Annotated in this window: 20 protein-coding genes, 1 tRNA gene and 2 rRNA genes (1 of these 23 running past the window's edge); 9 read left to right on the top strand and 14 right to left on the bottom strand. The window is 65.4% G+C overall.

Going from position 1 to position 23,297, the window contains the following annotated elements; all coding sequences use genetic code 11:
• From AC1VV3_RS19345 to AC1VV3_RS19330, 4 genes are all read left to right on the top strand, one after another.
• Positions 1-869: ribosomal RNA gene (locus AC1VV3_RS19345) — 23S ribosomal RNA — on the top strand (it extends 1,925 nt beyond the left edge of the window).
• Positions 868-1,017: a hypothetical protein gene (locus tag AC1VV3_RS19340; protein WP_482962178.1), complete on the top strand. Its 150-nt coding sequence runs from the start codon at positions 868-870 to the stop codon at positions 1,015-1,017. The genes AC1VV3_RS19345 and AC1VV3_RS19340 overlap by 2 nt, the downstream gene beginning before the upstream one ends.
• Positions 1,010-1,124: ribosomal RNA gene (rrf, locus tag AC1VV3_RS19335) — 5S ribosomal RNA — on the top strand. Before AC1VV3_RS19340 ends, rrf begins: the two co-directional genes overlap by 8 nt.
• A 207-nt stretch (positions 1,125-1,331) precedes the next feature.
• Positions 1,332-1,408: transfer RNA gene (locus tag AC1VV3_RS19330), tRNA-Met, on the top strand.
• Between the two features lie 985 nt (positions 1,409-2,393).
• On the opposite strand, the gene AC1VV3_RS19325 is transcribed toward AC1VV3_RS19330, so the two are convergent.
• From AC1VV3_RS19325 to AC1VV3_RS19305, 5 genes are all read right to left on the bottom strand, one after another.
• Positions 2,394-2,819 (bottom strand): Fur family transcriptional regulator, encoded by a 426-nt coding sequence (locus AC1VV3_RS19325; protein WP_482962177.1) that lies wholly within the window; start codon positions 2,817-2,819, stop codon positions 2,394-2,396.
• Positions 2,820-2,866: 47 nt separating this feature from the next.
• Entirely contained in the window at positions 2,867-4,996 is a 2,130-nt protein-coding gene (locus tag AC1VV3_RS19320) for a TonB-dependent receptor (RefSeq protein WP_482962176.1), read from the bottom strand.
• Between the two features lie 398 nt (positions 4,997-5,394).
• A complete protein-coding gene (locus AC1VV3_RS19315; RefSeq protein ID WP_482962175.1) occupies positions 5,395-6,747 on the bottom strand; it encodes a hypothetical protein in 1,353 nt (450 codons plus the stop codon).
• Positions 6,748-6,833: 86 nt separating this feature from the next.
• Positions 6,834-7,970: a 3,4-dihydroxy-2-butanone-4-phosphate synthase gene (gene ribB, locus AC1VV3_RS19310; protein WP_482962174.1), complete on the bottom strand. Its 1,137-nt coding sequence runs from the start codon at positions 7,968-7,970 to the stop codon at positions 6,834-6,836.
• Between the two features lie 23 nt (positions 7,971-7,993).
• Positions 7,994-9,394, bottom strand: coding sequence for a purine-cytosine permease family protein (locus AC1VV3_RS19305; RefSeq protein ID WP_132266125.1), 1,401 nt, complete (start codon positions 9,392-9,394; stop codon positions 7,994-7,996).
• A 123-nt stretch (positions 9,395-9,517) separates the two neighbouring features.
• Here AC1VV3_RS19305 and AC1VV3_RS19300 point away from each other — a divergent pair, with 123 nt between their 5' ends.
• From AC1VV3_RS19300 to AC1VV3_RS19290, 3 genes are read left to right on the top strand one after another with little or no spacing between them, the layout of a single operon-like run.
• A complete protein-coding gene (locus tag AC1VV3_RS19300) occupies positions 9,518-10,555 on the top strand; it encodes an LLM class flavin-dependent oxidoreductase (RefSeq protein ID WP_134096367.1) in 1,038 nt (345 codons plus the stop codon).
• 5 nt (positions 10,556-10,560) lie between these two features.
• Positions 10,561-10,866 (top strand): DUF1330 domain-containing protein, encoded by a 306-nt coding sequence (locus tag AC1VV3_RS19295; protein ID WP_482962173.1) that lies wholly within the window; start codon positions 10,561-10,563, stop codon positions 10,864-10,866.
• Positions 10,856-11,251 carry a carboxymuconolactone decarboxylase family protein gene (locus AC1VV3_RS19290; RefSeq protein WP_482962172.1) on the top strand — a complete coding sequence of 132 codons (396 nt, stop codon included), beginning with the start codon at positions 10,856-10,858 and terminating at the stop codon, positions 11,249-11,251. The genes AC1VV3_RS19295 and AC1VV3_RS19290 overlap by 11 nt, the downstream gene beginning before the upstream one ends.
• Before the next feature lie 109 nt (positions 11,252-11,360).
• Here AC1VV3_RS19290 and AC1VV3_RS19285 read toward each other — a convergent pair whose 3' ends face one another.
• The 5 genes from AC1VV3_RS19285 to AC1VV3_RS19265 are packed head-to-tail and all read right to left on the bottom strand — an operon-like array spanning position 11,361 to position 16,216.
• Complete coding sequence (locus tag AC1VV3_RS19285) at positions 11,361-12,800, bottom strand: NAD-dependent succinate-semialdehyde dehydrogenase (RefSeq protein ID WP_482962171.1); 1,440 nt, start codon at positions 12,798-12,800, stop codon at positions 11,361-11,363.
• Complete coding sequence (locus AC1VV3_RS19280) at positions 12,797-13,306, bottom strand: flavin reductase family protein (protein ID WP_482962170.1); 510 nt, start codon at positions 13,304-13,306, stop codon at positions 12,797-12,799. Before AC1VV3_RS19280 ends, AC1VV3_RS19285 begins: the two co-directional genes overlap by 4 nt.
• Before the next feature lie 14 nt (positions 13,307-13,320).
• Entirely contained in the window at positions 13,321-14,799 is a 1,479-nt protein-coding gene (locus AC1VV3_RS19275; RefSeq protein WP_482962169.1) for an aldehyde dehydrogenase, read from the bottom strand.
• Complete coding sequence (locus tag AC1VV3_RS19270; RefSeq protein ID WP_482962168.1) at positions 14,796-15,614, bottom strand: alpha/beta fold hydrolase; 819 nt, start codon at positions 15,612-15,614, stop codon at positions 14,796-14,798. Before AC1VV3_RS19270 ends, AC1VV3_RS19275 begins: the two co-directional genes overlap by 4 nt.
• 2 nt (positions 15,615-15,616) lie before the next feature.
• On the bottom strand, positions 15,617-16,216 hold the full coding sequence (locus AC1VV3_RS19265; protein ID WP_132266109.1) for an amino acid synthesis family protein: 600 nt from the start codon (positions 16,214-16,216) through the stop codon (positions 15,617-15,619).
• Between the two features lie 110 nt (positions 16,217-16,326).
• Here AC1VV3_RS19265 and AC1VV3_RS19260 point away from each other — a divergent pair, with 110 nt between their 5' ends.
• Positions 16,327-16,983 carry a GntR family transcriptional regulator gene (locus tag AC1VV3_RS19260; RefSeq protein ID WP_243654236.1) on the top strand — a complete coding sequence of 219 codons (657 nt, stop codon included), beginning with the start codon at positions 16,327-16,329 and terminating at the stop codon, positions 16,981-16,983.
• 377 nt (positions 16,984-17,360) lie between these two features.
• On the top strand, positions 17,361-19,508 hold the full coding sequence (locus AC1VV3_RS19255) for a methyl-accepting chemotaxis protein (protein ID WP_482962167.1): 2,148 nt from the start codon (positions 17,361-17,363) through the stop codon (positions 19,506-19,508).
• 64 nt (positions 19,509-19,572) lie between these two features.
• Here AC1VV3_RS19255 and AC1VV3_RS19250 read toward each other — a convergent pair whose 3' ends face one another.
• From AC1VV3_RS19250 to AC1VV3_RS19235, 4 genes are all read right to left on the bottom strand, one after another.
• The gene (locus tag AC1VV3_RS19250; protein ID WP_482962166.1) at positions 19,573-20,025 is read right to left on the bottom strand and encodes a tRNA (cytidine(34)-2'-O)-methyltransferase; all 453 of its coding nucleotides are present in this window, start codon (positions 20,023-20,025) and stop codon (positions 19,573-19,575) included.
• Positions 20,026-20,090: 65 nt separating this feature from the next.
• Positions 20,091-21,413: an NtaA/DmoA family FMN-dependent monooxygenase gene (locus AC1VV3_RS19245; protein ID WP_482962165.1), complete on the bottom strand. Its 1,323-nt coding sequence runs from the start codon at positions 21,411-21,413 to the stop codon at positions 20,091-20,093.
• Positions 21,414-21,525: 112 nt separating this feature from the next.
• On the bottom strand, positions 21,526-22,248 hold the full coding sequence (locus AC1VV3_RS19240) for a 4-carboxy-4-hydroxy-2-oxoadipate aldolase/oxaloacetate decarboxylase (RefSeq protein ID WP_482962164.1): 723 nt from the start codon (positions 22,246-22,248) through the stop codon (positions 21,526-21,528).
• The gene (locus AC1VV3_RS19235; protein ID WP_132266100.1) at positions 22,245-23,201 is read right to left on the bottom strand and encodes a hydroxyacid dehydrogenase; all 957 of its coding nucleotides are present in this window, start codon (positions 23,199-23,201) and stop codon (positions 22,245-22,247) included. Before AC1VV3_RS19235 ends, AC1VV3_RS19240 begins: the two co-directional genes overlap by 4 nt.
• Positions 23,202-23,297 lie beyond the last annotated feature (96 nt).

Genomic DNA, 23,297 nt, shown 5'->3' with positions numbered 1-23,297 from the left:
ATTGAATTCTCCGTGAAGATGCGGAGTACCCGCGGTTAGACGGAAAGACCCCGTGCACCTTTACTGCAGCTTCAGAGTGGCATTAGGATAGAATTGTGTAGCATAGGTGGGAGGCTTTGAAGCAACGGCGCCAGCTGTTGTGGAGCCATAGGTGAAATACCACCCTGTTATGTTCTGATGTCTAACCTCGCACCGTTATCCGGTGCAGGGACCCTCTGTGGCGGGTAGTTTGACTGGGGCGGTCGCCTCCTAAAGAGTAACGGAGGCGCGCGATGGTAGGCTCAGGCCGGTTGGAAACCGGCTGCAAGAGTGCAATGGCATAAGCCTGCCTGACTGCGAGATTGACGAATCGAGCAGAGACGAAAGTCGGTCATAGTGATCCGGTGGTCCCTCGTGGAAGGGCCATCGCTCAACGGATAAAAGGTACGCCGGGGATAACAGGCTGATGATTCCCAAGAGCTCATATCGACGGAATCGTTTGGCACCTCGATGTCGGCTCATCACATCCTGGGGCTGGAGCAGGTCCCAAGGGTTTGGCTGTTCGCCAATTAAAGTGGTACGTGAGCTGGGTTCAGAACGTCGCGAGACAGTTTGGTCCCTATCTGCCGTGGGCGTCGATACTTGAGAGGAGTTGACCCTAGTACGAGAGGACCGGGTTGAACATACCTCTGGTGTACCTGTCGTGGCGCCAGCCGCGCAGCAGGGTAGCTATGTATGGAAGGGATAACCGCTGAAAGCATCTAAGCGGGAAGCCTCCCTCGAGATTAGGTATCATAGAGTCGTGATAGACCATCACGTTGATAGGCCGGGTGTGGAAGTGGGGTAACCCATGGAGCTAACCGGTCCTAATAACTCTGTTCATGCTTGATGAATCCCACCATCAATGACAGCCCTGCTACCAAGCAGAGCATCGTCAAAGATGATCGGACGATCATCCAGCCAGATATACAGCTCCAAACAGGAGCAGCACGGGCATCATCGATTAAAAAACAGCACGCCGTCTCCATTGCTTGGTGACCATAGCGTCAGTGACCCACCCGATCCCATCTCGAACTCGGCCGTGAAACCTGACAGCGCCAATGGTACTAACGCTCAAGCGTTGGAAGAGTAGGACGTCGCCAGGCATTGAAGCCGGCGTGCTGTAAAAAAACCCATCACAATGACAAAGGGCAAATGCCCTCAAACAGGGCCCCATAAGGGCCCTGTTCGCGTTCATGACGAACGCAGCCATCATCACGCGGGGAAGAAGCACCCCGCCGTCCACGCCGGCACCGCCCGGAACGGACAACAAAACACGCTTCAAGGCTGACACGCTCAGCCCTCAATGGTGACGCGGGGTGGAGCAGCCCGGTAGCTCGTCAGGCTCATAACCTGAAGGTCGCAGGTTCAAATCCTGCCCCCGCAACCATGAACACATCCCCATATCCGCACACACGACAGCCCAGCCCAGGCAAGCGCGCTCATATGCGCGCGCCTTGGCGCCGCACACGCGACAGAACCCGAGCGGGGAGCACGCCGCAGAGACGGCACCTCGCGTACAACTGGCTTTACGCGCGACGCGCCCGGCAACCGGACCTGGTCCTTCCGAACTCATCGCCGACAGAAGATACCCCCGCACGCGCTGGAGAATCCTCGGAGGCCCGGATCGCATCGACTCCCTCGCAGGCTGGGATGAACGGTCGATCACGCGGCCGATAGCATGGTGGACTCTAGGCTGCGTGTTTCCGCAAAGGTCACGCTGACTATGCCGCGCAGCTTTGAAGCCGAAGTTGCTGGCGCCCAATCGCAAGCTCCCGGCGGGCCGTTTAATTGCGCCCGAGCCAGGCCTCCCGCAGGCGGCGGATGAGGCTGTCCCAGAACGTGTCACGCGCTTAGACCGCCAGAAAACGCCAGTGGTCAGCTATAAGGCACGGTCTCAATCACCGCAGGTCAACCCGCTCAGGGGGATACATGCACCGATGAGCGTTCGAGCCGACAGGTGTTCCAGTCAGCCAACGGCGGCAAGACGCGCTCGCGTATTCTGGCGACGCCGCGATCGGTGCGTTTGATGACATTCGATACCGTCATGGCCAAATTGCCCGCGCGACCGGCTGCATCATGCCTCGTCAGGCGACTGCTATCGTCCAGCGTTCGGCGCTTTGATGGAGGTAGGCGGACCATGCCAAGGGATCCTACGCAAGATAGCGTGCTGTCACGAGAGCGGATTAGCCGCTCGGCGCATTTCGGGCAAGCGTATGCGGCCGATGATCGAGATCATCAGGTTTGGAAATCGCAGCGGAGGACAGCCTGCTGGGGGCGAGGCGGCAATGGTTGGCGGATGCCGAGGCAATGCTGGATGTGGTGTGGTCACGACGCGCTGACGGCCCGTCCGCTTCCCCGCCGCAGACACCTTGTCAGGAGCGGGTGTCGCCTGTCCGCTGGCGGCAATCGTTGCATTTTCCGGTGGCCTCGACAATCAGCCGGTCGAGGCGAAAGCCGTGGTTTTCCAGGGCGAGGCGGAGCGCTGTGTCTATCTCGGGGTGGTCGTGCTGGAACGCCCGGCTGCAATCGTTGCAGACAAATACGATCGCGCCGGGGGTGGATAGGGTCGGGCAATAGGCGTTGAGCGCCTCGATCCGTCGGACGCGGCCCTGCCGGACCAGTTCGGCAAGCGCGCGATAGACTTGTGCGGGATAGAGCCGTTCTTCTCTTTCGCTGGCAAGGCGCGCCAGGTCGTAGGCGGACGCGGGGGCTGAGGCCTGCTTGAGCAGGTCTTCGACCAGCCGGACTAGTTCGCCGTTGCGCCGGGTCTTCCGCCCGTTTTTCGAGACATCCTCCATGATGCGGGCAGGTGAGGGACGACCTGTTGCCGTCCCTCACCGATGGCTCAGAAGTTCAGGCGGGCGGTCACGCGAATGTCGCGGCCGCTGAGAGGGGCATAATCCTTGAGGAACGACGCGGCGCGGCGGGCGACGACGTCGAAGATGTTGTTGGCCGACAGCGCGAAGCTGAGCGGTCGTTCGTCGCCCCAGGGGCGGAAGTTCACTTCGGCATTGACCATCGTGAAGCCCGGCGTGGTGGTTTCGAACTCCGAGATACGCTTCTGCGCCCAGACATGTTCGACTTCGCCGCGCACGTCGACCTTGGGCGTCTGAACCCCGAGGCCACCGAGAACTCGGAGTGGTGGTATACGCGGGGCGGCGCCGACGTTCACGATGTTGGCGTGGACATAGTCGCCCAGCGCATCGGCCACGATCCGGGCGCTGCCGATCTTCGCCAGCGTCAAGGTGCCCTGCGCTTCGAAGCCGTAGTAGCGTGCATCGGCCTGGCGGAAGGCGTAGACGGGCAGCCCGTCTTCGACATCGCCGGTAAGGTCCTCGTAGATGAAGTTCGAGAACCAGGTGTGATAGGCCGAGGCTTCGAACGTGTAGTTCTCGCCGCTGCCGCGCAGGACGGCTTCCACGCCCCATGATTTCTCCAGCCTGAAATCGGGATCGCCCAGTTCGTAGGCCTCGGTGCCGGCATGGGGTCCGTTGGCGAAGAGTTCCTCAGCGGCCGGTGCGCGTTCGGTGCGGGAGAGGTTTAGGCCGATGCGCCAGTCCTGCGTGAGGCCGTAGGAGGCGCCGAGCGAGCCGGAGAAGGCATCGAAGTTACGATTGCCGCCGAAGAACTGGGCCTGGTCTCCTACGGGCTGGGCCGAGAGGGCAGTGTGCTCGAAGCGGGCGCCGGCCTCGAACTTCAGCGCGCCGTAATCGAGCTGCTGGAGCGTGAAGAGGCCGACTTGTGTGGTCGAGTTCTTCGGCAGGAACGCCTCTTCGCCGATCACGTTGAAGTCGCGGTTGAACAACTGGATGCCGGTGGCGCCGCGCCAGGCGCCGTGCTGGGCCTGGGTGAACTCCAGGCGGCCTTCCATGCCCTTGTTGTAGAACGTGGTGCCGACCTCGCCGTCTTCCTCCAGTTCGGCATGGGAATAGTCCGCATAGCCGAGCCGCAGCGAGACCTTGTCCAGGATCTTGCCATCGCCATCGATTTCCGCGCGCAGGTCCACGCGGTCCTGTTTCATGCTGAGCCGCGGCGCTTCCTGTTCCTGGCCGGCCTCGGTCGCGAAGCGGATCGGAACGCCGTAGAGGCTGTCGTAGTGGCTGTAGGACAGGCCGATGTTACCGCCGTCGCCGATATAGGCGAGCCCGGCACCGGCGGTCCAGGTCTTGGCGCCGGAATTCGGGAGCTTGCCCTTGACGGCGGCGTTGGCTGCGAAATCGATCGGCTCCTCATCGCTCGGATCGGCAGGCAGGAGGCTGGAGGCGAGTGCCTGCCGGCGCAGCGCCGGGGTGAGCGCGTGGCCGCCGATGCGCATGTCGTCGCTCTTGAGGTAGCTGCCGTCGACATGGGCGACCCACTGGCTGGAGAGGCGCACGTCGGCGGATCCGGCGGTGGAACGCTCGTCGGCGGCCGATCCGTATGTCGCGATGGCGCCCAGGTGGATCGCCTCGTCGGGAACCGAGGTCGGAATGCGCTTGTCGATCACATTGACGACACCGCCGATGGCCGACGAGCCATAGAGGAGCGACTGCGGCCCGCGCAGCACCTCGATGCGCTCGGCCAGCAGCGGATTGACGACGACGGCGTGATCGACCGAGGTGTTGGAGACGTCGATCGAACCGAGGCCGTTAGTCAGCACGCGCACCCGCTCACCCTGCAGCCCGCGCAGGATCGGACGCGAGGCGCTGGGGCCGAAGGAACTGGCGGAAACGCCCGGTTCGTGCTGGAGCGTTTCGCCGATCGAGGGACGGATGGCCTGGGTAAGTTCCTTGCCTTCCACGACGGCGACGCTCGACAGCATGTCCTGACGCTTCGTCGGCAGCACGCCGGTCACGACGATGTCGGAGCCGGTGGTGTGATGGTAGCCGTCTGCGTCACCGTTCGTGCTGCGGTCTGCAGGTTCGGCTTGCGCATGTGCGAGCGCGGGGAGCGCGAAGAGGGCGAGGGCGCTGCTGGAAAGCAATCGAAGTCTCATGGCGGGGCCTTTATGCTGTCAATGATATGGGACGGTATAACGTACCATTTCGCCCGCGGACGTTTCCGTGCCCGGGCGGCCATCGGGTAGTCCTGCTAACGACATGTTACAACATCACATCTAACTGTTGCGGGATTTTGTCCGGAGCGATCCGCAGACCGATGCCGATTTGCTACACTTTGAGAGATCGCCTGCTCTGTGCGAGCCGCCTTGCCGGGGTGCTATCGGCGTCGCGGGGGGCGTGTGTTTGCATGTAGCGCGTAGGATCAGAGGACCCGCCTGCACGCGTATTTTTGCGCTGATGTCCTACGCCGCCACGGCATATCCCGGTTCGAAGTCAAAGACCTGCGGCCACCCCATGCGGCCGAACACCGCAAGGGGTGGCCGCATGGGGCGGGTCAGAAATAGTAGCCGAAGATCATCATGAAGGCCGCCTTGAACCTGTCGTCGCCGCCTTGGGCGGCACCGGAAATGAACTGGCCGGCGCCGACATAGGGATCGTTACGACCGAGCAGGAACTCGGAGAAGACCTTGATCCTGCCTTTGTCCTTGGCCGTCCATACGGCGCCGAGATCGAAGCGCTCGCTGTCGCGGAAGCCGGCGGCGTCCTTCATGAAGCGGCCGTAATTGGCGTAGACGAGCAGGTCGAAGGGCAGCTTGCCGGTGTCGATCGTGCGGCCGATCTCGCCGAAGGCGTAAGTGCCTTTGGCGGCGATGTTGTAGCTTCCGTCGAAGCCGCCGACCGAGATCATGTCGTTGCGGCCGGGGTTGCGCGGGTCGATATCCTGCCGCGCGACCAGGGCCTTGGCGCTCCACGGGCCGTGGCTGCCCGTCAGGCTGAAGGCGAAGAGGTGTTTGCTGCCCTCCTTATCGGTGTCGAAATTGTAGATGCTGGAAATCCAGGCCGAGGCGGTCGCTTTCAGCGTGGTGTCCTGGTTGTTCACAAGCGCGTACTGGACGTTGCCGATGATCATCTTGCGCTCATCATTGCGCGAACCGTCCGGAACGTAGCTGTCGGCCTTGGCGATGTTCGTGGAATAGCGCGAGGAATCGGTGCTGATGCCCATGCCATTGGGTCCGCTTGACGGGAAGAAGCCCAGTTCCACGCGGTAGTCCGCGGTCTGGCGCTTGAACTTCATGCCAAGGTTGTAGGTCTCTTCCATGCCGTAGACGAAGCCGAGATCGTCGAGGATCGACGAGCCCCAGTAGCGGTCGTCGAAAGGCACGGGCTGTACGCCCACGGTCACGCTGTCCGTGGCGTTGAGCTTGGCGCCGGCATAGGCGTACATCAGGAAGTTCACTTCGCCGACATGGCCGTCGTAGCCGCCGTTCTTGCCGTAGATGAAGCTGCCGCCGTAGACGCGGTACTGGGCCGCGCCGAAGAAGCGCGTGGAATCGTAGTCGGCCGTCAAGGCCAGGGTATCGAACGACAAGTGGCTGGACGTCCGGCGCTGGCCCGCGCTGCCGACATCGTTGAAGCGCAGGTCATAGCGGCCGCGCAGGGCGGCACCGATCTTGAGCCGGGCCTTGGTTGCGGCTTCAGCCGGAGGCGCGGGTGCCGGCGTGGGAGGCGCCGCCTCGACCTTCGGCGTCTCCGCAGCCGCAACTCCGGGGGCGGGCCCAGGGGCAGGTGAGAAGACGGCGACCTGTGCGGCGCAGCTGTCTGCGGATGCAGTGCAGTCGGCAGGCGCATGATCGAGAGTGCCCGGCGCGGATGCGGCCAGGACGACGGGGACGAGAACGGGGAGCATGACTCTTCCTTGGCGACAGGGCGGCCGCAGCGAGGATGACGGGAATGTCGAATATGCGTTTTAGGCGGCGCCTGGGCGCTCCGGCTTCAGAGTCCCGGTTTTATTGGCCGCTCGCCTTCGATGGAGAGGCCGTAGCCCGCCAGCGCCACCGGAGTTCGGTGCGTGTTGGTCAGCAGCGTCATCTTCTCGATGCCGAGGTCCGTCAGGATCATGGCGCCCACGCCGTAGTCGCGCAGTTCGTCCATGTCGGCGGGCGAGAGCGTGCCCGCCTGCGCCTTCAGGGCCATGGTAAAGCGATCGTTGCGTGCCCGGTTGATGGCGATCACCACGCCCGCACCTTCTTCGGCAATCGCCTGCATGGCGCTTTCGAGCACGCCCGATCCGCTGCTCTGCGCGGCGAAGATGTCGGTGAGCGTAGAAATCACATGCATGCGCACGAGCGTCGGCCTGGCCGGGTCGATCCTGCCTTTCACGAGCGCGATCTGTTCCGTGTCGGTGGCGCGGTTGCGGTACGTGATGGCCTGCCAGTCTCCGCCCCAACGGCTGTGGAAACGGGCCTGTGCGGTACGCTCCACCAGGGTGTCGTGGCGGCGACGATAGGCGATGAGGTCGCGGATCGTTCCGACCTTGAGGCCGTGGAGCCGGGAAAAGGCGATGAGGTCGTCGAGCCGTGCCATCGTGCCGTCCTCTTTCATGATCTCGCAGATCACGCCCGAGGGGTTGAGGCCCGCCAGCCTGGCGACATCGACGGCCGCCTCGGTATGGCCCGCCCGGACCAGCACACCGCCTTCGCGGGCGATGAGGGGGAAGACGTGGCCGGGCGTGACGATTTCGTCGCTGCCCTTGGTCCCGTCGATGGCGACGGCGATGGTCCGCGCGCGGTCCGCCGCCGAAATGCCGGTGGTGACGCCGACGCGGGCCTCGATCGAAGTGGTGAAGGCGGTGCCGTGCTTCGTGCCGTTGCGGGCGCTCATCAGGCCGATGCCGAGCTGGCTGACGCGGCTTTCGGTCATGGCCAGGCAGATCAGTCCCTTGCCGTAGCGCGCCATGAAGTTGATCTTCTCGGGCGTGGCCATCTGCGCGGGGATGACGAGGTCCCCCTCGTTCTCGCGGTCCTCGTCATCGACGAGGATGAACATGCGGCCGTTTCGGGCTTCGTCGATGATTTCCTCCGCAGTCGAGAGGAAGCTCTTGTTCTCATGCTCCAGGGCTATCGTGGCCATGTCGCTCTCCCAGGTGTGCGTGTTCATTCGGCCGGGCAGGGGGCGGCGGCGAGATCCGCCTTCCGTCCCGCGCCGAGTGCCAGGTAGACCGCCGTGGTGACGGCCGGTGCGATCAGCCAGCCCACGTCCACGCCGTCCAGCGCCTTGGCGAAGGGGCCGGTGTAGATGCTGCTCGCCAGGAAGGGCAGCTGCACCGCGATGCCCGCGACGTAGGCCGCGGCCGCCCGCAAGTCGATCAGGCCGTAGATGCCGCCGTCGGCGCGGAAGAACGAGTCGATGTCATAGCGGCCCTTACGGATGAAGTAGAAGTCGACGATGTTGATCGTGGCCCAGGGCGCCAGGACGACCATCAGGCCGATGACGAAGCCGATGAAGCGGGGCACGAAGTCGTCCGCAGAAGTCGTCGCCACGGCCAGGCAGCCGGCCAGCACCAGGGTGGACAGCACCACGCGCGCCTTGCGGCCCGGCTGCCAGGAGGCGAAGAACGTCTGCGCCATGGTGATGAGGGACAGTACGGCGCCGTAGATGTTGAGGGCGTTGTGGCTGATGATGTTGAAGACGAACAGGGCCATCAGCACCGGTGCCAGCATGCCGGTGGCGCCGCTGACGATGGCCATCGGGTCGGCGTTCGCCGGCGCACCGGCCACGGCTACCGCGCCCAGGGTGAACGAGGCGCCCGCGCCAAGGGCGGCGCCTGCGAAGCTGGCCAGGAAGGGCGCGCGAATGCCGACGCTGGGCGGCAGGTAGCGCGAATAGTCCGAGGTGTAGCAGGCATAGGAAATGTGCCAGACCGCGGCGAGCGAGAACATCGCCAGCCAGCCGATCGCCGAGCCCTGGCCCTGGGTCCAGAGACCGGCCGGCATGAGCGCCACGAGGTTGACGAAGGCGAAGATCAGCCCGGCCCCCATGAACCACATGCCGACACGGTTGAGCATGTGGATCACGTTGTAGCCCAGGATGCCGATCCCGGCTGCGGCCAGGGCGCAAAGCACGGCGCCGACCGGCAGGCCCACCGCGGGCTGCAGCGCATGGACCGACTTTGCGGCCAGCACGATGTTGGAGATGAAGAAGCCGACGTAGAGCAGGGTCGCGAACGTTACCACCAGCAGCGCGCCGTAGCGGCCGAACTGCCCGCGGCTCTGGATCATCTGCGCCAGGCCCATCTGCGGCCCCTGTGCGGAACAGGCACCCAGTACCAGAGCGCCCACGAGGTGGCCCAGCACGATGGCGGAAATGCCCCAGGTCAAGGGCAGGTGATAGACCTGCACCGCCATGGCGCCCGTCACCACCGGCAGCGGCGCGATATTGGTCGTGAACCAAAGCGTGAAGAGATCGCGCACTTTTCCGTGCCGTTCCGCCAGCGGCACGAAGCCGATGCTGTTTTCCTCGATCACCCCGGCCGAGGTATCACCCGCTTTACCCATGCTTCAGTTATCCTCTTGCACCATCGTTTTTGTGGTATACCATCGGACGGTATTCTTGCTTCGAGCGAGTCGCAAGAGAAATTTTAAGCCCCGCCACGAGCGAGGCTGGGAAAAGGATGGATGATGAAGTTCTCGATCTTTCTGCACATGGAGCGTTACGACGCCTCGGTCTCGCACCATAAGCTCTTCGAAGAATTGCTTGAATTGTGCGACATGGCCGAGGCTGGCGGCATGGACAAAGTCTGGATCGGCGAGCACCACGCGATGGAATATACCATCTCGCCGAACCCGATTCCGCTGCTCTCGGCCGTGGCCGGGCGAACCAGCCGCATCCGCCTGGGCGCCGGCACCTTCATCGCGCCGTTCTGGCACCCGATTCGCATGGCCGGCGAAGCCGCCCTGCTGGACGTGATCAGCAACGGCCGTGCCGAAGTGGGACTGGCGCGCGGCGCCTATCAGTTCGAATTCGATCGCATGCTCAATGGCGTATCCGCGACGGACGGCGGCAAGTACCTGCGCGAGATGGTGCCGCTGCTCCAGCCCCTTTGGGAAGGCGATGTCGAGCATGACGGCGAGATCTGGAAGTTCCCCACTTCCACCAGCGTGCCCAAGCCGATCCAGGCCCGCCCGCCGCTGTGGATCGCCGCGCGCGACCCCGATTCGCACAAGTTCGCCGTCGCCAACGGCTGCAACGTGATGGTGACCCCGCTCGCCAAGGGCGATGCCGAAGTGGCCGATCTCATGACCAAGTTCGAGAACGCCATCGAAGCCGCGCCGCAGATCACCGAGCGCCCCCGGATCATGGTGCTGCAGCATGCCCACGTCCATACCGGCGATGACGACTGGCAGGCCGCGGCGGAAGGTATCTCGTTCTTCTTCCGCTCGTTCGGCGCCTGGTTCGGCAACAAGACGCCGCCGGTCAATGGTTTCCAGACCGCCGTTCCGCCGATCAACCCGGAGAAGTTCCCCGAGTACGTGCCCGAGACGCTGCGCAAGAACGTCATGATCGGCAAGCCGGACGAGCTGATCGAGCGCCTGAAGAGCTACGAGGCGCTGGGCGTCGACGAGTACAGCATCTGGGTCGATAACAGCCTCTCGTTCGAGGAAAAGCGCGAATCGCTGCGCCTGTTCATCGACCACGTCCTTCCGGCCTTCGCCTGACCGCGATGGCCAAGGCCTACTGGATCGCCCGGGTCAATGTGACGGACCCGCAGGCTTACGCCGGTTACATGGCCCTTGGACCGGCCGCCCTGATCTCCAATGGCGGAAAGCTGTTGTCGCGGGGCGGACGTTCGGTGGCGCTCGAAGGGCCGGAGCCTTTCGAGCGCACGGTCGTGATAGAGTTTCCCAGCATGGAGGCTGCGCTGGCCTGCCATGCCTCGCCCGAATACAGCGCCGCCCGCGCCGCGCGCGAAGGCGCGGCCGAAGTGGAAATCGTGATCGTGGAAGGACTGGAACAGGATGACCGATAGACCGCAGGACGAAAAGTTCGGACGCGGCCTCGCCACCCGGCGTGAAGTGCTGGGCGATGCCTATGTCGACAAGGCGCTCGACGGCGCGGACGATTTCAACTGGGCCATGCAGGAACTGACGACGAAGTACTGCTGGGACGAAATCTGGAACCGGCCCGGTCTCGACCGCCGCAGCCGCTCGATCCTGAACCTGGGCATGATCGCGGCGCTCAACCGCAGCCACGAGTTCAAGGCGCATATTCGCGGCGCGCTGACCAATGGCCTGACGCGTGAGGAGATCCGCGAAGTGCTGTTGCAGATCGCCGTCTACGTGGGGATCCCGGCCGGGGTGGACAGCTTCCGTCTCGCCTGCGAGGTCTTTGCGGAGATCGACGCGCAAGGCTGACGCACGGCATCCTGTTCAAGATGTCATGATCCGGGAAACGAAAAAGCGCCGGCATCCTCATGGATGCCGGCGCTTCTCTGTTGCGACCCAAGGGTCCGTAACGTGGGGGTTAAAGCCCGCCCATCATCACGTATTTCAGTTCGAGATAGTCGGTGATGCCGTGGCGGGAGCCTTCGCGGCCCATGCCTGAGGCCTTGATCCCGCCGAACGGGGCGACTTCGGTGGAGATCGCTGCCTCGTTCAGCCCGACCATGCCGTATTCCAGGGCTCCGGCGACGCGCATGGCGCGTCCGATGTCGCGGGTATAGGCATAGGCGGCCAGACCGAACTCGGTATCGTTGGCCAGACGGATCGCCTCTTCCTCGGTCTCGAAGCGGATTACGGCGGCGAGCGGCCCGAAGGTTTCCTCCGAGGCGACCAGCGCATCGCGCGGAACGTCGGCGATCAGCGTGGGCGGGAAGAACAGGCCTTCCTGCCGCGTTCCACCCGCCAGCAGACGTCCGCCGCGGGCGACGGCATCCGCCACATGCTGCTCCACTTTCTCGACGGCGCGCGCATTGATGAGCGGACCGATCGTCACGCCCGCTTCCGTGCCGCGGCCGAGGACCAGGCCCTCGACCCGCTGCCGAAGCCGCTCGACGAAGGCGTCATGGATGCCGTCCTGCACGAGGAAGCGGTTCACGCAGACGCAGGTTTGCCCGGCATTGCGGTACTTGCCCAGCAATGCCCCTTCCACGGCCGCATCGATATCGGCATCGTCGAACACCAGGAACGGCGCGTTTCCGCCCAGTTCCAGCGAGAGCCGCTTCAACGTGGGCGCGGACTGTTCGTAAAGCTTGCGGCCCACCCCGGTAGAGCCGGTGAAGGAGAGCTTGCGCACGACATCGCTGCTCATGAAAGCCTCGCCGATGGCAGCGGCTTCACCGGTGATGACGCTGAGCAGCCCGGCGGGCAGGCCCGCTTCCTCGGCCAGCGCCGCCAGGGCGAGCGCCGTCAGCGGGGTTTCCGGCGCGGGCTTGACGATGATCGCGCAGCCCGCCGCAAGCGCCGGGGCGACCTTGCGGGTCACCATGGCCGCCGGGAAGTTCCACGGCGTGATCGCGGCGACGACGCCCACCGGCTCGCTCCAGACCAGGATGCGCTGGTTCGAACGGGGCGCGGGGATCACTTCGCCCTCGATCCGCCGCGCTTCTTCCGCGAACCAGCGCACGAAGCTGGCGGCATAGAGCACTTCGCCGCGCGCTTCTGCCAGCGGCTTGCCCTGTTCGGCGGTGAGGATGGCCGCAAGTGCTTCCTGGTGCTCCAGGAGCAGCGCATGCCAGCGCAGCAGCAGGTCGGCACGCTCGCCTGCGGGCCGGGCGCGCCATTCGGCTTGCGCCTGCTCCGCCGCCTCGATGGCGGTCCGGGTCTCGGCCGCGCCGAGGTAGGGCACTTGCGCGATGACCTCGCCGGTCGCGGGGTCGGTCACGGGCACCGTATCGAGCGATACGGTCCAGATCCCGCCGACGAAAGCCTGATCGCGGAAGGGGTGAAGATCCCGGATCGTCATGCGCCCGCGACCTCCTTTTCCAGGTGAGCGTGATTGCTCATCTGCCCGCGGTGATAAAGCAGCACGCCGCTTTCGCAGCGGTCTATGCGCAGCACTTCGCCCACGAGAATGGCATGGTCACCGCCTTCGTATTCGCGCCAGAGGCTGCATTCGAGCACGCAGCTGGCGCCCTGGAGCAGCGGGTTGCCGAGATCGCTCAGCGTCCATTCCAGTGCCGCCACTTTGTCCGTGCCCTTCGAGGCGAAGGCCATGGCGAGCGCCTGCTGCTCGGCCGCGAGAATGTGGATCGCGAAACGCCCGCCGCGCACGAGGTGCGGATAAGTGGCGGAAGTCAGGGCCGGGCACACCAGCACCAGCGGCGGGTCCAGCGACAGCGAGGTGAAGGTGCTGGCGGTAAAGCCCACCAGGGCGCCTTGCTCGTCCAGGGCGGTCACGACCGTGACGCCCGATGGGAATTCGGCCATGGCCTTGCGGAATTCGGCCGGATCGATTGCGCTTGTCGTCATGTCGCTATCTCCTCTCACCGCATCACGAAGGGGTCGCCCATCGGCTGTTCCGACAGGTTGACCCAGACGGTCTTCAGTTCGGTGTAGTCGAGCACGGCATGGATGCCGCCCTCGCGTCCGTAACCGCTTGCGCCGAAGCCGCCGATCGGCGCCATGGCGGAGACCGCGCGGTAAGTGTTCACCCAGACGATCCCGGCATGAACGTCGCGGGCGAAACGGTGTGCGCGGCCGATGTCGCGCGTCCAGATGCCCGCGGCCAGGGCGTATTCGGTGCCGTTGGCAAGCGCAAGCGCTTCGGCGTCGTCCGAGAAGCGCATGATCGCGGCGACGGGACCGAACACTTCGTTCTGCACCACGTCGAGCTGGTCGGAGCTGCACGCCAGGAGGGTCGGCTCGTAATACCAGCCCTCGCGGCCGGCGTGGCGCTGGCCGCCGGCCAGCACTTCGGCGCCTTCCTCGCGGGCGCGGCCGACCATGCTCTCCACCACGCCGAGCTGCTGTTCGGTGGCCATGGGGCCCATGTCCGAATCCGGGTCGAGCGGATCGCCGATGCGGATGCGGGCCATCCGCTCGGTCAGCGCGGCGACGAAGCGATCGTAGATGCCGTCCTGCACCAGCAGCCGCGAACCGGCGACACAGCTCTGGCCCGAAGCGGCATAGACGCCCGCGACGGCGCCGTTCACCGCGCTCTGCAGGTCGGCATCGTCGAACACGATGTTGGCGGACTTGCCGCCCAGTTCCAGTGACAGCTTGGCGAAGTTCTCGGCACTGGCCTTGATGACGTGGCGCGCGGTCGAAGGTCCGCCGGTGAAGGCGATGCGGCGCACGAGCGGGTGCCGGGTGAGGGCAGCACCGGCGCTGGGGCCGAGGCCGGTCACGACATTGACCACGCCCGCGGGGAACCCTGCTTCCGCGACCAGCGCGGCGAAGCGCAGGATGCTGGCGGAGGCATGTTCCGAAGGCTTGATGACCAGGGTGTTCCCGGCGGCGAGCGCAGGGGCCAGCTTGATCGCGGTCAGGTAGAGCGGGCTGTTCCAGGGAATGATCGCGGCAACGACGCCCAGCGGCTCGGGCACGGTGAAGGCGAACATGTCCGCCTTGTCGATCGGCAGGGTGCTGCCTTCCAGCTTGTCGGCCAGACCGGCGCTGTAGTGGAAGAATTCGGGCAGATAGGCCAGTTGGCCGCGCGTCTCGCGGATGAGCTTGCCGTTGTCCTGCGTTTCCAGTTCGGCCAGTTCGCCCGCATGCTCGGCGATCAGGTCGCCCAGGCGGCGCAGCAGCTTGCCGCGCGCGGTGGCAGTGAGGGCGCGCCATGCCGCGCTGCGGAACGCGGCATCGGCAGCGCGCACGGCGCGGTCGGCATCGGCTTCGTCGGCGTCGGGCAGGACCGACCAGACCTGGCCGGTCGCGGGATTGCGCGATTCATAAGTCCGGCCGGAAGCAGCGTCGATCCACGCGCCGTCCACCAGCATCTGGAATTTCCGTGTCGTCATGAAGCCTCTCCGGCAGTTATGGGCGCCTGGGTGATCGTAGCGAGATAGTCCAGGAGCAGGGCATTGGTTTCTTCCGGCATTTCCACCGGCATCATGTGGCGCGCATGGGCGATGACTTCGGCTTGCGCGCCGGGGATGCGGGCCGCCAGTTTGCGGGTCATCTCGGGCGTGGAGCCGACATCGAACTCCCCGGTGGCGACCAGCGTGGGCACCGCGATCTCGCCGAGGCGGTCGGCGCCGAAGTTGTCCTGGCTGGCGAAAAGGCCATAGGACGTGAGGTAGCCGTGATGGTCGTTGCCCGCCATATGGGCGCGCAAGTCGGCGATATAGCCGGGCCGGGCAGCACGGAACTGCGGCGTGAACCAGCGCTCGATCGCGGCATCGGCATTGGCGGCGGGGCCCGCCTGCCGCACTTCGTCCACCCGGCCCAGGATCGTGGCGCGCACGGCCTCGGAACGGTCGAAGACGCCGTTGAGCAGGATCAGGCCCGAAAGGCGGCCGGGAAAGCGAAAGGCGAAGGCGCGTGCCACCAGGGCGCCCATCGAGAACCCGATCAGCACCGCCTTGTCGATGGCCAGATGATCCATCAGTTCGGCCACCTGGTCGGCATAGTCGTCCAGCCCAGCATCGGCGGCCGGCGCGGCGCTTCCGCCGTGCCCGAGCATGTCCAGCGTGATGACGCGGTAGGCGTCCTGAAGCGCGGTCTTCTGCGCGCTCCACATGGCCTGCGACAGTCCGACGCCGTGGATCAGGATCACGGGCGGATTGTCTCCGCCCGTGTCCTCATAGGCCGTCGGGAAAGGGTTCGCGCCCACCGTCAGCCCTGCTGCGCGGCCTTCTCCGCGGCAATGGCTTCCAGGTCGAGGTAGCGATTGCCGATGCGCGGATGCACGCGGCCACCATCGGCAGCGCCGAGCACGATCACGATCTCGTCATCGAGCGGGGCGTCGGAAATGGCGAATTCGGCAGTGATGTAGTGCGAACGCTGGCCTTCGTCGTCCTTGTGCATCATCGGCACCTGGATCGAGGTGTTCTGGCCGCCACGCTTGTTGGTGAAGCTGAGGTAGGACTTCGCATTCACCGCCTCGCGGTAGTGGTTGCCGAAGCGCAGGGTGTGGATCAGCGCCGAGGCATGCTCGATCTCGCCCGCGCCGCCGACGACGGCCGCCTTGCCATAGGCCTCGATCTTGTCTGCGCCGCCGATGGTCGCGGTCAGCTTCTCGACGATGAGTGCGCCGAGATCGGAGGCATAGGCGCGGATCTCGGGCTGAAGGTCTTCCACGAAGTCACGGCCGGCCCAGGGGTTCTTCACGACAGCGGCCACGAGAACGGTGGTGACGGGACGTGCGGCGTCCTTGCCGCCTTCGATGCGGACTTCCTCGACATAGGACACGAGCTTGCGAATCTTCAGAGCCATCGGGCAACCTCCTTGGAATGTTGTATGGTGGTATACCAGAAGACTAGACACATGCAACGGTTCTTGTCATGAGAGTTTCAAGAGTAACGGAACCCTTTGTGGAGGATGATTTGGAACGGATCGAAGCGCGGCCGCAGACTTTGAGGCTCATCGCGCTGGATCGTGTGCGCGACGCCATCATGCAGGGGCAGATAGCGCCCGGCGAACGGCTGGTGGAACGCAGCCTGGGAGACCGTCTTGGCGTCAGCCGCTCGGTGATCCGGGAAGTCATCCGCAATCTGGAATCCGAAGGACTGGTGGAAAGCACGCCATCCGGTCCGCGCCTTTCCACGATATCGCCGGAACAGGCGCAGCAGATCTACGAGATCCGCATGCAGCTCGAGTCCTCGGCGGCGGCGGCCTGCGCGGACCGGTCCTCGGCGGAAACCGTCGCCTTGCTGCGGGAGGCGCTGGCGGCGATCGAAGCGGCGCACAATGACAAGAACGCGATTGCCGCGCTCAATGCCTCCACGCATTTCTATGAGGTGATCTTCACCACCGGCGGGCATGAGATCGCCTGGGAAATCGTGCAGCGCCTGAACAGCCGCATCAGCCAGATGCGCGCGATGACGCTGTCGGTCGTCGGCCGCCAGGCTGCAGGGCTCAAGCGGCTTTCCAAGATCGTCGATGCCATTGCCAACCGCAATGCGGATGCCGCGGCCAAGGCATGCCGCGAACATGTGCACGAGGCGTCGCTGATCGCCATCGAGATGCTGAAGAACAAGTAAGGCCGCTTCGGCGCACAAAAAAAGGCCGGTCCCGAAGGACCGGCCGGAATAGGTTTTGGGAGAGGATGCCTGAAAGGCAGGGGCGATATGTCCCCGCTGCGGCCTTCCTGCAATTGCAGATTCTGCACTCCTAATTGCCTTTTTGCGACATTTCCGGGTGCAAGCCGCGCAATCCGGCCAAATCGATCGCTGCGTCCGATCTTTGGCATACCATCCTATAATAAGACTGCCTTCCCGTCCGAGCAGAGGACCTCGATGCCGTCTTGCGCTTTTGCAGCACCGTTCCTGGTTTGCGGTCGGGAGTCTTCCGCGCGGGAGGCGCACTTTCCGTGCCTCGCAGCCGCTGCGGCCTGCCAAGACATTCCTGGAGCTGGAAAATGAGAGACGTGTTCAACCGCATGCATATCGCGGGCAAGCTGATGACGGTCGCCGGACTGGCCATCGCCGTGCTGCTCGTCATCGGCTTTACCGCCGTGGTCTTCGAGACGCAGTCCGCCGTCGGCACGCTGTCGGACCAGTCGGCCATCGCCCAGGCCGATGCCGAGGGTAACCAGGTGAAGACGGATATCGCCACGTTCGAGGCGACCGCCCGTACCTTGGCGGCCACCATGGGCAATCTGCACGCCGGCAATGCGCGCGATCGCGGCACCGCCACGAACGTGCTGAGGACGGACCTTCTCAAGTCGAAAGTCGCGCTTGGCGCCTGGACCATGATCGCGCCCGGCCAGTGGGATGGACCGGACGCGGGCAAAGGCGGCCAGCCCGGATCGAGCAGGGACGGCAACTTCCGCCCCTATTGGGTCAAGACCGACGGCACGCTTGCCCAGATCCCGAACAACGAAATGGAAGGTTACGGCAAGCCCTTCTTCCGCCAGTCGTTCGAGAGCGGAGAGGGCGCGATCCTCGACCCCTATACTTTCGACGCGGGCGGCCGGACGGTGCTGATGACGTCGATCACCCAGCCGGTGCGCTCGGGAGAGCGGGTGATCGGCGTGGCGGGGCTCGACATGGAACTGGGCAACATTTCCGAACGTCTGTCCAGGCTCAAGCCTTTCGGTACCGGCCGCGTCATGCTGCTTTCCGCGGGCGCGATCTGGGTGGCCAACCCGGATGCCGCCCGCCTTGGCAAGCTCTACGCCGATCCCGGCCTTGACGAGGTGAAGGCGGCCATCGCCAAGGGCGAGACGCGGGTGCTGACGGATATCGAGGTCGACGGCGTGGCGACTCGCCGCGTGGTCCGGCCGATCGCGTTCGAAGGCCTGAACACCACTTGGGCGCTGGTTCTGGACGTTCCCGAGGCGACGATTGCCGCGCCTGCACGCAGCATGGCCTGGCAGTTGGTGATCGGCGGCCTGGTGATCGTTGCGGCCGTACTGGCGACGCTGTTCTATGCCGCTGGCGGCATCATCGGCCGTCCGATGGCCAAGCTTTCGGGCGCGGTGGACCGCCTGGCCAAGGGCGAGCATTGCGCGATCCCCGAACTGGGCCGCGAGGACGAGATCGGCACCATGGCCCGCGCCGCCGACGTGTTCCGCCAGGCCGCGGCCGACCGCGCGGAAGCCGACCGCCGCTCGGCCGAGGAGCAGAAGATCGTCACCAGCGCCGTGGGCGACGGGCTCGACGCCCTGCGCCAGGGCGACCTCACGCGCGACATCACCGAAGCCTTCCCGGCCGGCTATGCCGCGCTGAAGGACAACTTCAACGCCGCCCTGGCCGAACTGCGCCGCATGATCGGTGCGGTCGCGGGCAGCGCCAGCGGCATCCAGACCGGCTCGGCGGAAATCGCGCAGGCTTCCGAGGATCTCGCCCGCCGCACCGAGGCCAATGCCGCCAGCCTGGAGGAAACGTCCGCCGCGCTGGTGCAGATTGACCAGCGCCTCAAGGCCTCGGCTTCGGCTTCGACCCGGACGGTGCGCCGTGCCGACGAGGCACTCTCCACGGTCTCGGGCGGACGCGCCGTGGCCGGTGAGGCGGTGGCGGCGATGGACCGCGTCAGCCAGAGCGCCAAGGGCATCGATTCGGTGATCGAGGGCGTCGACAAGATCGCCTTCCAGACCCGCGTGCTGGCCATGAATGCCGCTGTCGAGGCGGGCCGGGCCGGCGATGCCGGGCGCGGCTTCGCGGTCGTGGCCGATCTCGTCTCGGCGCTGGCCATGCGCTCGGAAGAGGAGGCCAAGCGCGCCCGCGAACAGTTGACCGCCACCCAGACCGACATCGGCACCGCGGTCGATGCCGTCCAGCGCGTCGATGGCGCCTTCGAGACCATCTCGGAAGGCGTGGGCGAGGTCCATGCCCTGCTTGGCCAGATGGCGCAGGACAACCAGGCGCAGTCCACCGCGATCACCCAGATCAGCGTGGCGGTCTCGACGATGGACCATTCGACGCAGCAGAACGCGGCGATGGTGGAGGAAACTTCCGCCGCCGCCCGCAATCTCACCACCGAGGCCGGATCGCTCAACGACCAGGCCGCCCGCTTCGATACCGGCGCGCGCAGGCAGGAGCTCCGTCTCTCCTCCGTCGCCTGACGGCGTATCGCCCCGAATGCCTGCCCGGTTCGAAGATCCGGGCAGGCATTTCGATGTGCGCCGGTCAGTCCGGCAGGGCTTCGGTCTGCCGCAGCGCCTCGCCCAGTGCGAGCGCTGCCGAGGTCGCCAGGTTCATGGAGCGGACCTGCGGTCGCATAGGGATGCGCAGCCGGGCGTCGCAGATATCCGAGACATCGACGGGAACGCCCGCGCTCTCCTTGCCGAAAAGAAGGATGTCGTCGGGCCTGAACGTGAACGTGTAGGGCGATTGTTCGCTCTTCGTCGTGAAGAGGACCAGCCTGCTCGCGCTGATCGTGCTGCGGAAAGCCTCGAAATCGGCGTGGCGCGTGATGGTGACGTGGTCGATGTAGTCCATGGCGGTGCGCCGCACGCGGCGGTCGTCCCAGGCGAAGCCCATCGGCTCGACAAGGTCCACGGCCGCGCCGAGGCAGGCGCTCAGGCGCAGGATGGCGCCGACGTTTCCAGCGATTTCCGGTTCGAAGAGTGCAATGCGCATCGAGGCTCATTGGCCCCGGTCGATGCACCATGCAAGCCCGCGCATGATGCATGCCGACCGGCGTTTCAGCGAAGCCCCAGGTTGGCGGCGAAAGTCTGGCCCTCGTAGTCTGTGCGGAACACCCCGCGTTTCTGGAGGATCGGCACGACCTCGTCGACGAAGTTCGTGACCGAGGAGGCCATGACCGTGGGCGTGAGGTTGAAACCGTGGCACTCGGTTTCGCGCCAGATCTCCTCGAGCCTGGCAGCGACCTGTTCGGGCGTTCCGACGATCTGCGGCATGCCCACCGCAAGGCCCCACTTGATCGCGACTTCGCGCAAGGTGAAAGGACGATCGCCCAGAACCGAGGTGAAAGCCTTCATCAGGCCCTGCGAAGCCTGCGTCGCCTGTTCCTGCATCGGCTGATCGAGTTCGATGCCGGAAAAATCCACGCCCATCGTCCCGGAGAGGCGGGAGAGGCAACCGTCCAGCGGCAGCCGTTCGATGAGATCGTCCAGGTGTCGCTGCGCTTCTTCCTCGGTACCGCCGAGGATCGGTTGCACGCCGAACAGCACGCCCGGCGCCTTGCGGCCGAGCCCGGCGGCGGCTTCGTCAAGCTGGCGCATGGTGCGCTGCATGCCGGGCAGGTTGGGCTGGATCGCGAAGACCACGTCGCCATGCTCGATGCCGAAGCGCATCCCGCGCCCGGAGGTGCCGGCCTGGAACAGCACCGGCCGTTTCTGGGGGGAGGGCAGGACCGGCCCGACCGTCTGGCACTTGTGGAACTCGCCCTTGAAGTCGACAAATGCGACTTTGGCAGGATCGGCATAAACGCCCGCGTTCCGGTCGGCGAGCACGGCGCCTTCGCCGATCGAGTCCCAGAGGCGGTAGCAGACCTCCATATATTCGTCGGCCGCGTCGTAGCGGCGGTCGTGCTCCAGCTGTTCCAGGCCGAGCGCGCGATGCTCGCCGCGCAAGTGCCCGGTCACGATGTTCCAGCCGACGCGCCCGCCCGAGAGATAGTCGAGCGTGGAAAGCTGCCGCACGATCGTCCAGGGGCGATAGGAACTCGTGGACATCGTGGTCGCGAGGCCCAGATGCTCGGTGGCGGCGGCGAGGGCGGAGAGCAGGACCACGGGATCGTGATTGGGCCAGCAGATGCCGTACTTCACGGCGTCCTCGTGGCTGTCGCGGTAACGGTCGAACACGCCGGGTGTGTCGGCGAAGAACAGCCCGTCGAACCGGCCGCGCTCCAGCGTGCGGACTAGGTCCTGCCAGGCCTTCAGGTCGGCCATGGCATCCAGCCGGTTGTCGCCGGGGGCCGCCCAGCTGAGCACGGTGTGGTTGATCGGGGAATGGATCTGGAAGCTGACCAGATGCATTCGCCGGTCTGCAGCCTTTGCGGTCATTGGCTCTCTCCTCGCAGCTCAATTATGCCGGTTTCCCGGGGGCCGGTTTGCAGGAAGCACCGAAGCCGACGATCGCCGGCCTCGGCACTCCCTGCAAGACCCTGCCGGACCGCTAGCGGTCCCCTCCCCAGGTGCAGTCGTGAATCTCGATGCCGAGTTCGGCGACGATCCTGTCCATGCCGAGGATCCCGAAAAGCACTTCGCCTTCGCCGATGCGGCGGCGGAATTCGACTTCTGCCGCGGCGCGTGCCTCCGCCCTGTCTACAGTCTGTTCTATCAAGGCGCGCGGGATCACCAGCACCCCGTCGGAATCGCCGACCACGAGGTCTCCGGGCTCCACCCGCACCCCATCGGCCACTACTGGCACGTTGACGGCGGCAGGCCCGCGTTTCTTCGGGTGCTCGACCGAGACGGCGGTGGACCAGACCGGATAGCCCAGCGCGCGGATGGCATCGACGTCGCGCATGGCGCCATGCACCACGGTCCCGGCCAGGCCCTTGCGCTGCGCATATGTGCAGGCGACATCGCCCCAGAGGGCACCCTGGTGCCCCCCGCCATTGGTGAGAACCAACACGTCGCCCGCCTCGGCCACCCAGAGGGCGGCGTGGATGGCGAGATTGTCGCCGGGGAAATTCCATGCGGTGACGGCGGGGCCGCAGAGTTTCTGTCCGGGCGCGATCGGCGTCATGGCAGGGCTCATCAGCGCCATGCGCCCGGCGATTTCACCCAGGCCCTCGTGCAGGTCGGCCACGCCGAACCGGGCGGCGCGGGCGACCAGGGCGGGGTCGGGTCTGGGGATCTGACGATAGATGACGGACTTCAGCGGCGCGGTCATGCAAGGGCCTCCGGATTGAGCAGGGTCTTCGGCCGCTCCCCGCGGCTCACGTCTTCGACGACTTGCGCGACGTTCAGGGCCATGTCGCGCATGCCCGCCTCGGTCACGCCGGCGACATGCGGAGAGAGCAGGCAGTTCGGCAGAGCGAACAGCGGATTGTCGGGCGCGGGCGGCTCTGCCTCGAAGACGTCGATGCCGGCGCCGGCGATCTGTCCCGCCTTCAAGGCATCGGCCAGTGCCGCCTCGTTGACGATGCCGCCGCGAGAACAGTTCACGAGGATCGCGTGGCGCGCCATCATGCCCAGTTCCACGGTGTCGATCAGGCCGCGCGTGGCTTCGGTCAAAGGCGTGTGGATGGAGATCACGTCGCGGCGCAGGATCTCCTCCAGCGGCAGCGGTTCCGCCCCCGCCCCGCGGATCTCCGTATCCGGCACCATCGGGTCATAGGCCGCGACTTCCGCGCCGAAGCCGGCTGCGCAGATCCTTGCCACGCAGCGGGCAATGCGGCCGAACCCGATGAGGCCCACGCGCGCGCCGGTCAGGTCGCCCAGCCGCACCGTCCATCGTTCGTTCCAGCGACCCTCGCGCACCAGGCCGTCCATGTCGCGCGTGCGGCGCAGCAGGGCCAGCATCATGGCCACGGCGCCTTCGGCCACGGCAGTGGAATTGTTGCCGCCGGGGGTATTGGCGACGATGACGCCGCGGGCGGACGCGGCGGCCATGTCGATATTGTCCACCCCGGCCCCGTGCTTCACGATCGCTTTCAGCCGCGGCATGGCCCCGAAAATCTCCGGGCCGAGCGGGCTGGTGCGGATCACGATGACGCTGGTTTCGGCGAGCCGGGCGTCGTCCCGCCAGTTCGCCGGTGCGATGATATCGTGTGCCTGCGACATCCGCTCTACGCCGATGGCATGAATCGGGTCGATGATGCAGACGAGCTCGCGAGAACTCATGGGACCTTCACCTCTCCAGCGATATGTATACGTGTTGTTGCTGTATGGAAGGGTAGATCCTAAAAATTGGCCGTCAAGCGGAGGGCGGTCTGTTTA

The sequence above is a fragment of the Novosphingobium sp. BL-S-34 genome (genome assembly GCF_056857015.1).
The sequence above is the reverse complement of the archived record's forward strand: the minus strand, read 5'-3'. Positions and strand labels throughout refer to the sequence as shown.

Bases quoted from the DNA above. Each gene is read 5' to 3' on its own strand.
- AC1VV3_RS19340 (WP_482962178.1), top strand. From the start codon at position 868: ATGAATCCCACCATCAATGACAGCCCTGCTACCAAGCAGAGCATCGTC.
- AC1VV3_RS19325 (WP_482962177.1), bottom strand. From the start codon at position 2,819: ATGGAGGATGTCTCGAAAAACGGGCGGAAGACCCGGCGCAACGGCGAA.
- AC1VV3_RS19320 (WP_482962176.1), bottom strand. From the start codon at position 4,996: ATGAGACTTCGATTGCTTTCCAGCAGCGCCCTCGCCCTCTTCGCGCTC.
- AC1VV3_RS19315 (WP_482962175.1), bottom strand. From the start codon at position 6,747: ATGCTCCCCGTTCTCGTCCCCGTCGTCCTGGCCGCATCCGCGCCGGGC.
- ribB (WP_482962174.1), bottom strand. From the start codon at position 7,970: ATGGCCACGATAGCCCTGGAGCATGAGAACAAGAGCTTCCTCTCGACT.
- AC1VV3_RS19305 (WP_132266125.1), bottom strand. From the start codon at position 9,394: ATGGGTAAAGCGGGTGATACCTCGGCCGGGGTGATCGAGGAAAACAGC.
- AC1VV3_RS19300 (WP_134096367.1), top strand. From the start codon at position 9,518: ATGAAGTTCTCGATCTTTCTGCACATGGAGCGTTACGACGCCTCGGTC.
- AC1VV3_RS19295 (WP_482962173.1), top strand. From the start codon at position 10,561: ATGGCCAAGGCCTACTGGATCGCCCGGGTCAATGTGACGGACCCGCAG.
- AC1VV3_RS19290 (WP_482962172.1), top strand. From the start codon at position 10,856: ATGACCGATAGACCGCAGGACGAAAAGTTCGGACGCGGCCTCGCCACC.
- AC1VV3_RS19285 (WP_482962171.1), bottom strand. From the start codon at position 12,800: ATGACGATCCGGGATCTTCACCCCTTCCGCGATCAGGCTTTCGTCGGC.
- AC1VV3_RS19280 (WP_482962170.1), bottom strand. From the start codon at position 13,306: ATGACGACAAGCGCAATCGATCCGGCCGAATTCCGCAAGGCCATGGCC.
- AC1VV3_RS19275 (WP_482962169.1), bottom strand. From the start codon at position 14,799: ATGACGACACGGAAATTCCAGATGCTGGTGGACGGCGCGTGGATCGAC.
- AC1VV3_RS19265 (WP_132266109.1), bottom strand. From the start codon at position 16,216: ATGGCTCTGAAGATTCGCAAGCTCGTGTCCTATGTCGAGGAAGTCCGC.
- AC1VV3_RS19255 (WP_482962167.1), top strand. From the start codon at position 17,361: ATGAGAGACGTGTTCAACCGCATGCATATCGCGGGCAAGCTGATGACG.
- AC1VV3_RS19250 (WP_482962166.1), bottom strand. From the start codon at position 20,025: ATGCGCATTGCACTCTTCGAACCGGAAATCGCTGGAAACGTCGGCGCC.
- AC1VV3_RS19245 (WP_482962165.1), bottom strand. From the start codon at position 21,413: ATGACCGCAAAGGCTGCAGACCGGCGAATGCATCTGGTCAGCTTCCAG.
- AC1VV3_RS19240 (WP_482962164.1), bottom strand. From the start codon at position 22,248: ATGACCGCGCCGCTGAAGTCCGTCATCTATCGTCAGATCCCCAGACCC.
- AC1VV3_RS19235 (WP_132266100.1), bottom strand. From the start codon at position 23,201: ATGAGTTCTCGCGAGCTCGTCTGCATCATCGACCCGATTCATGCCATC.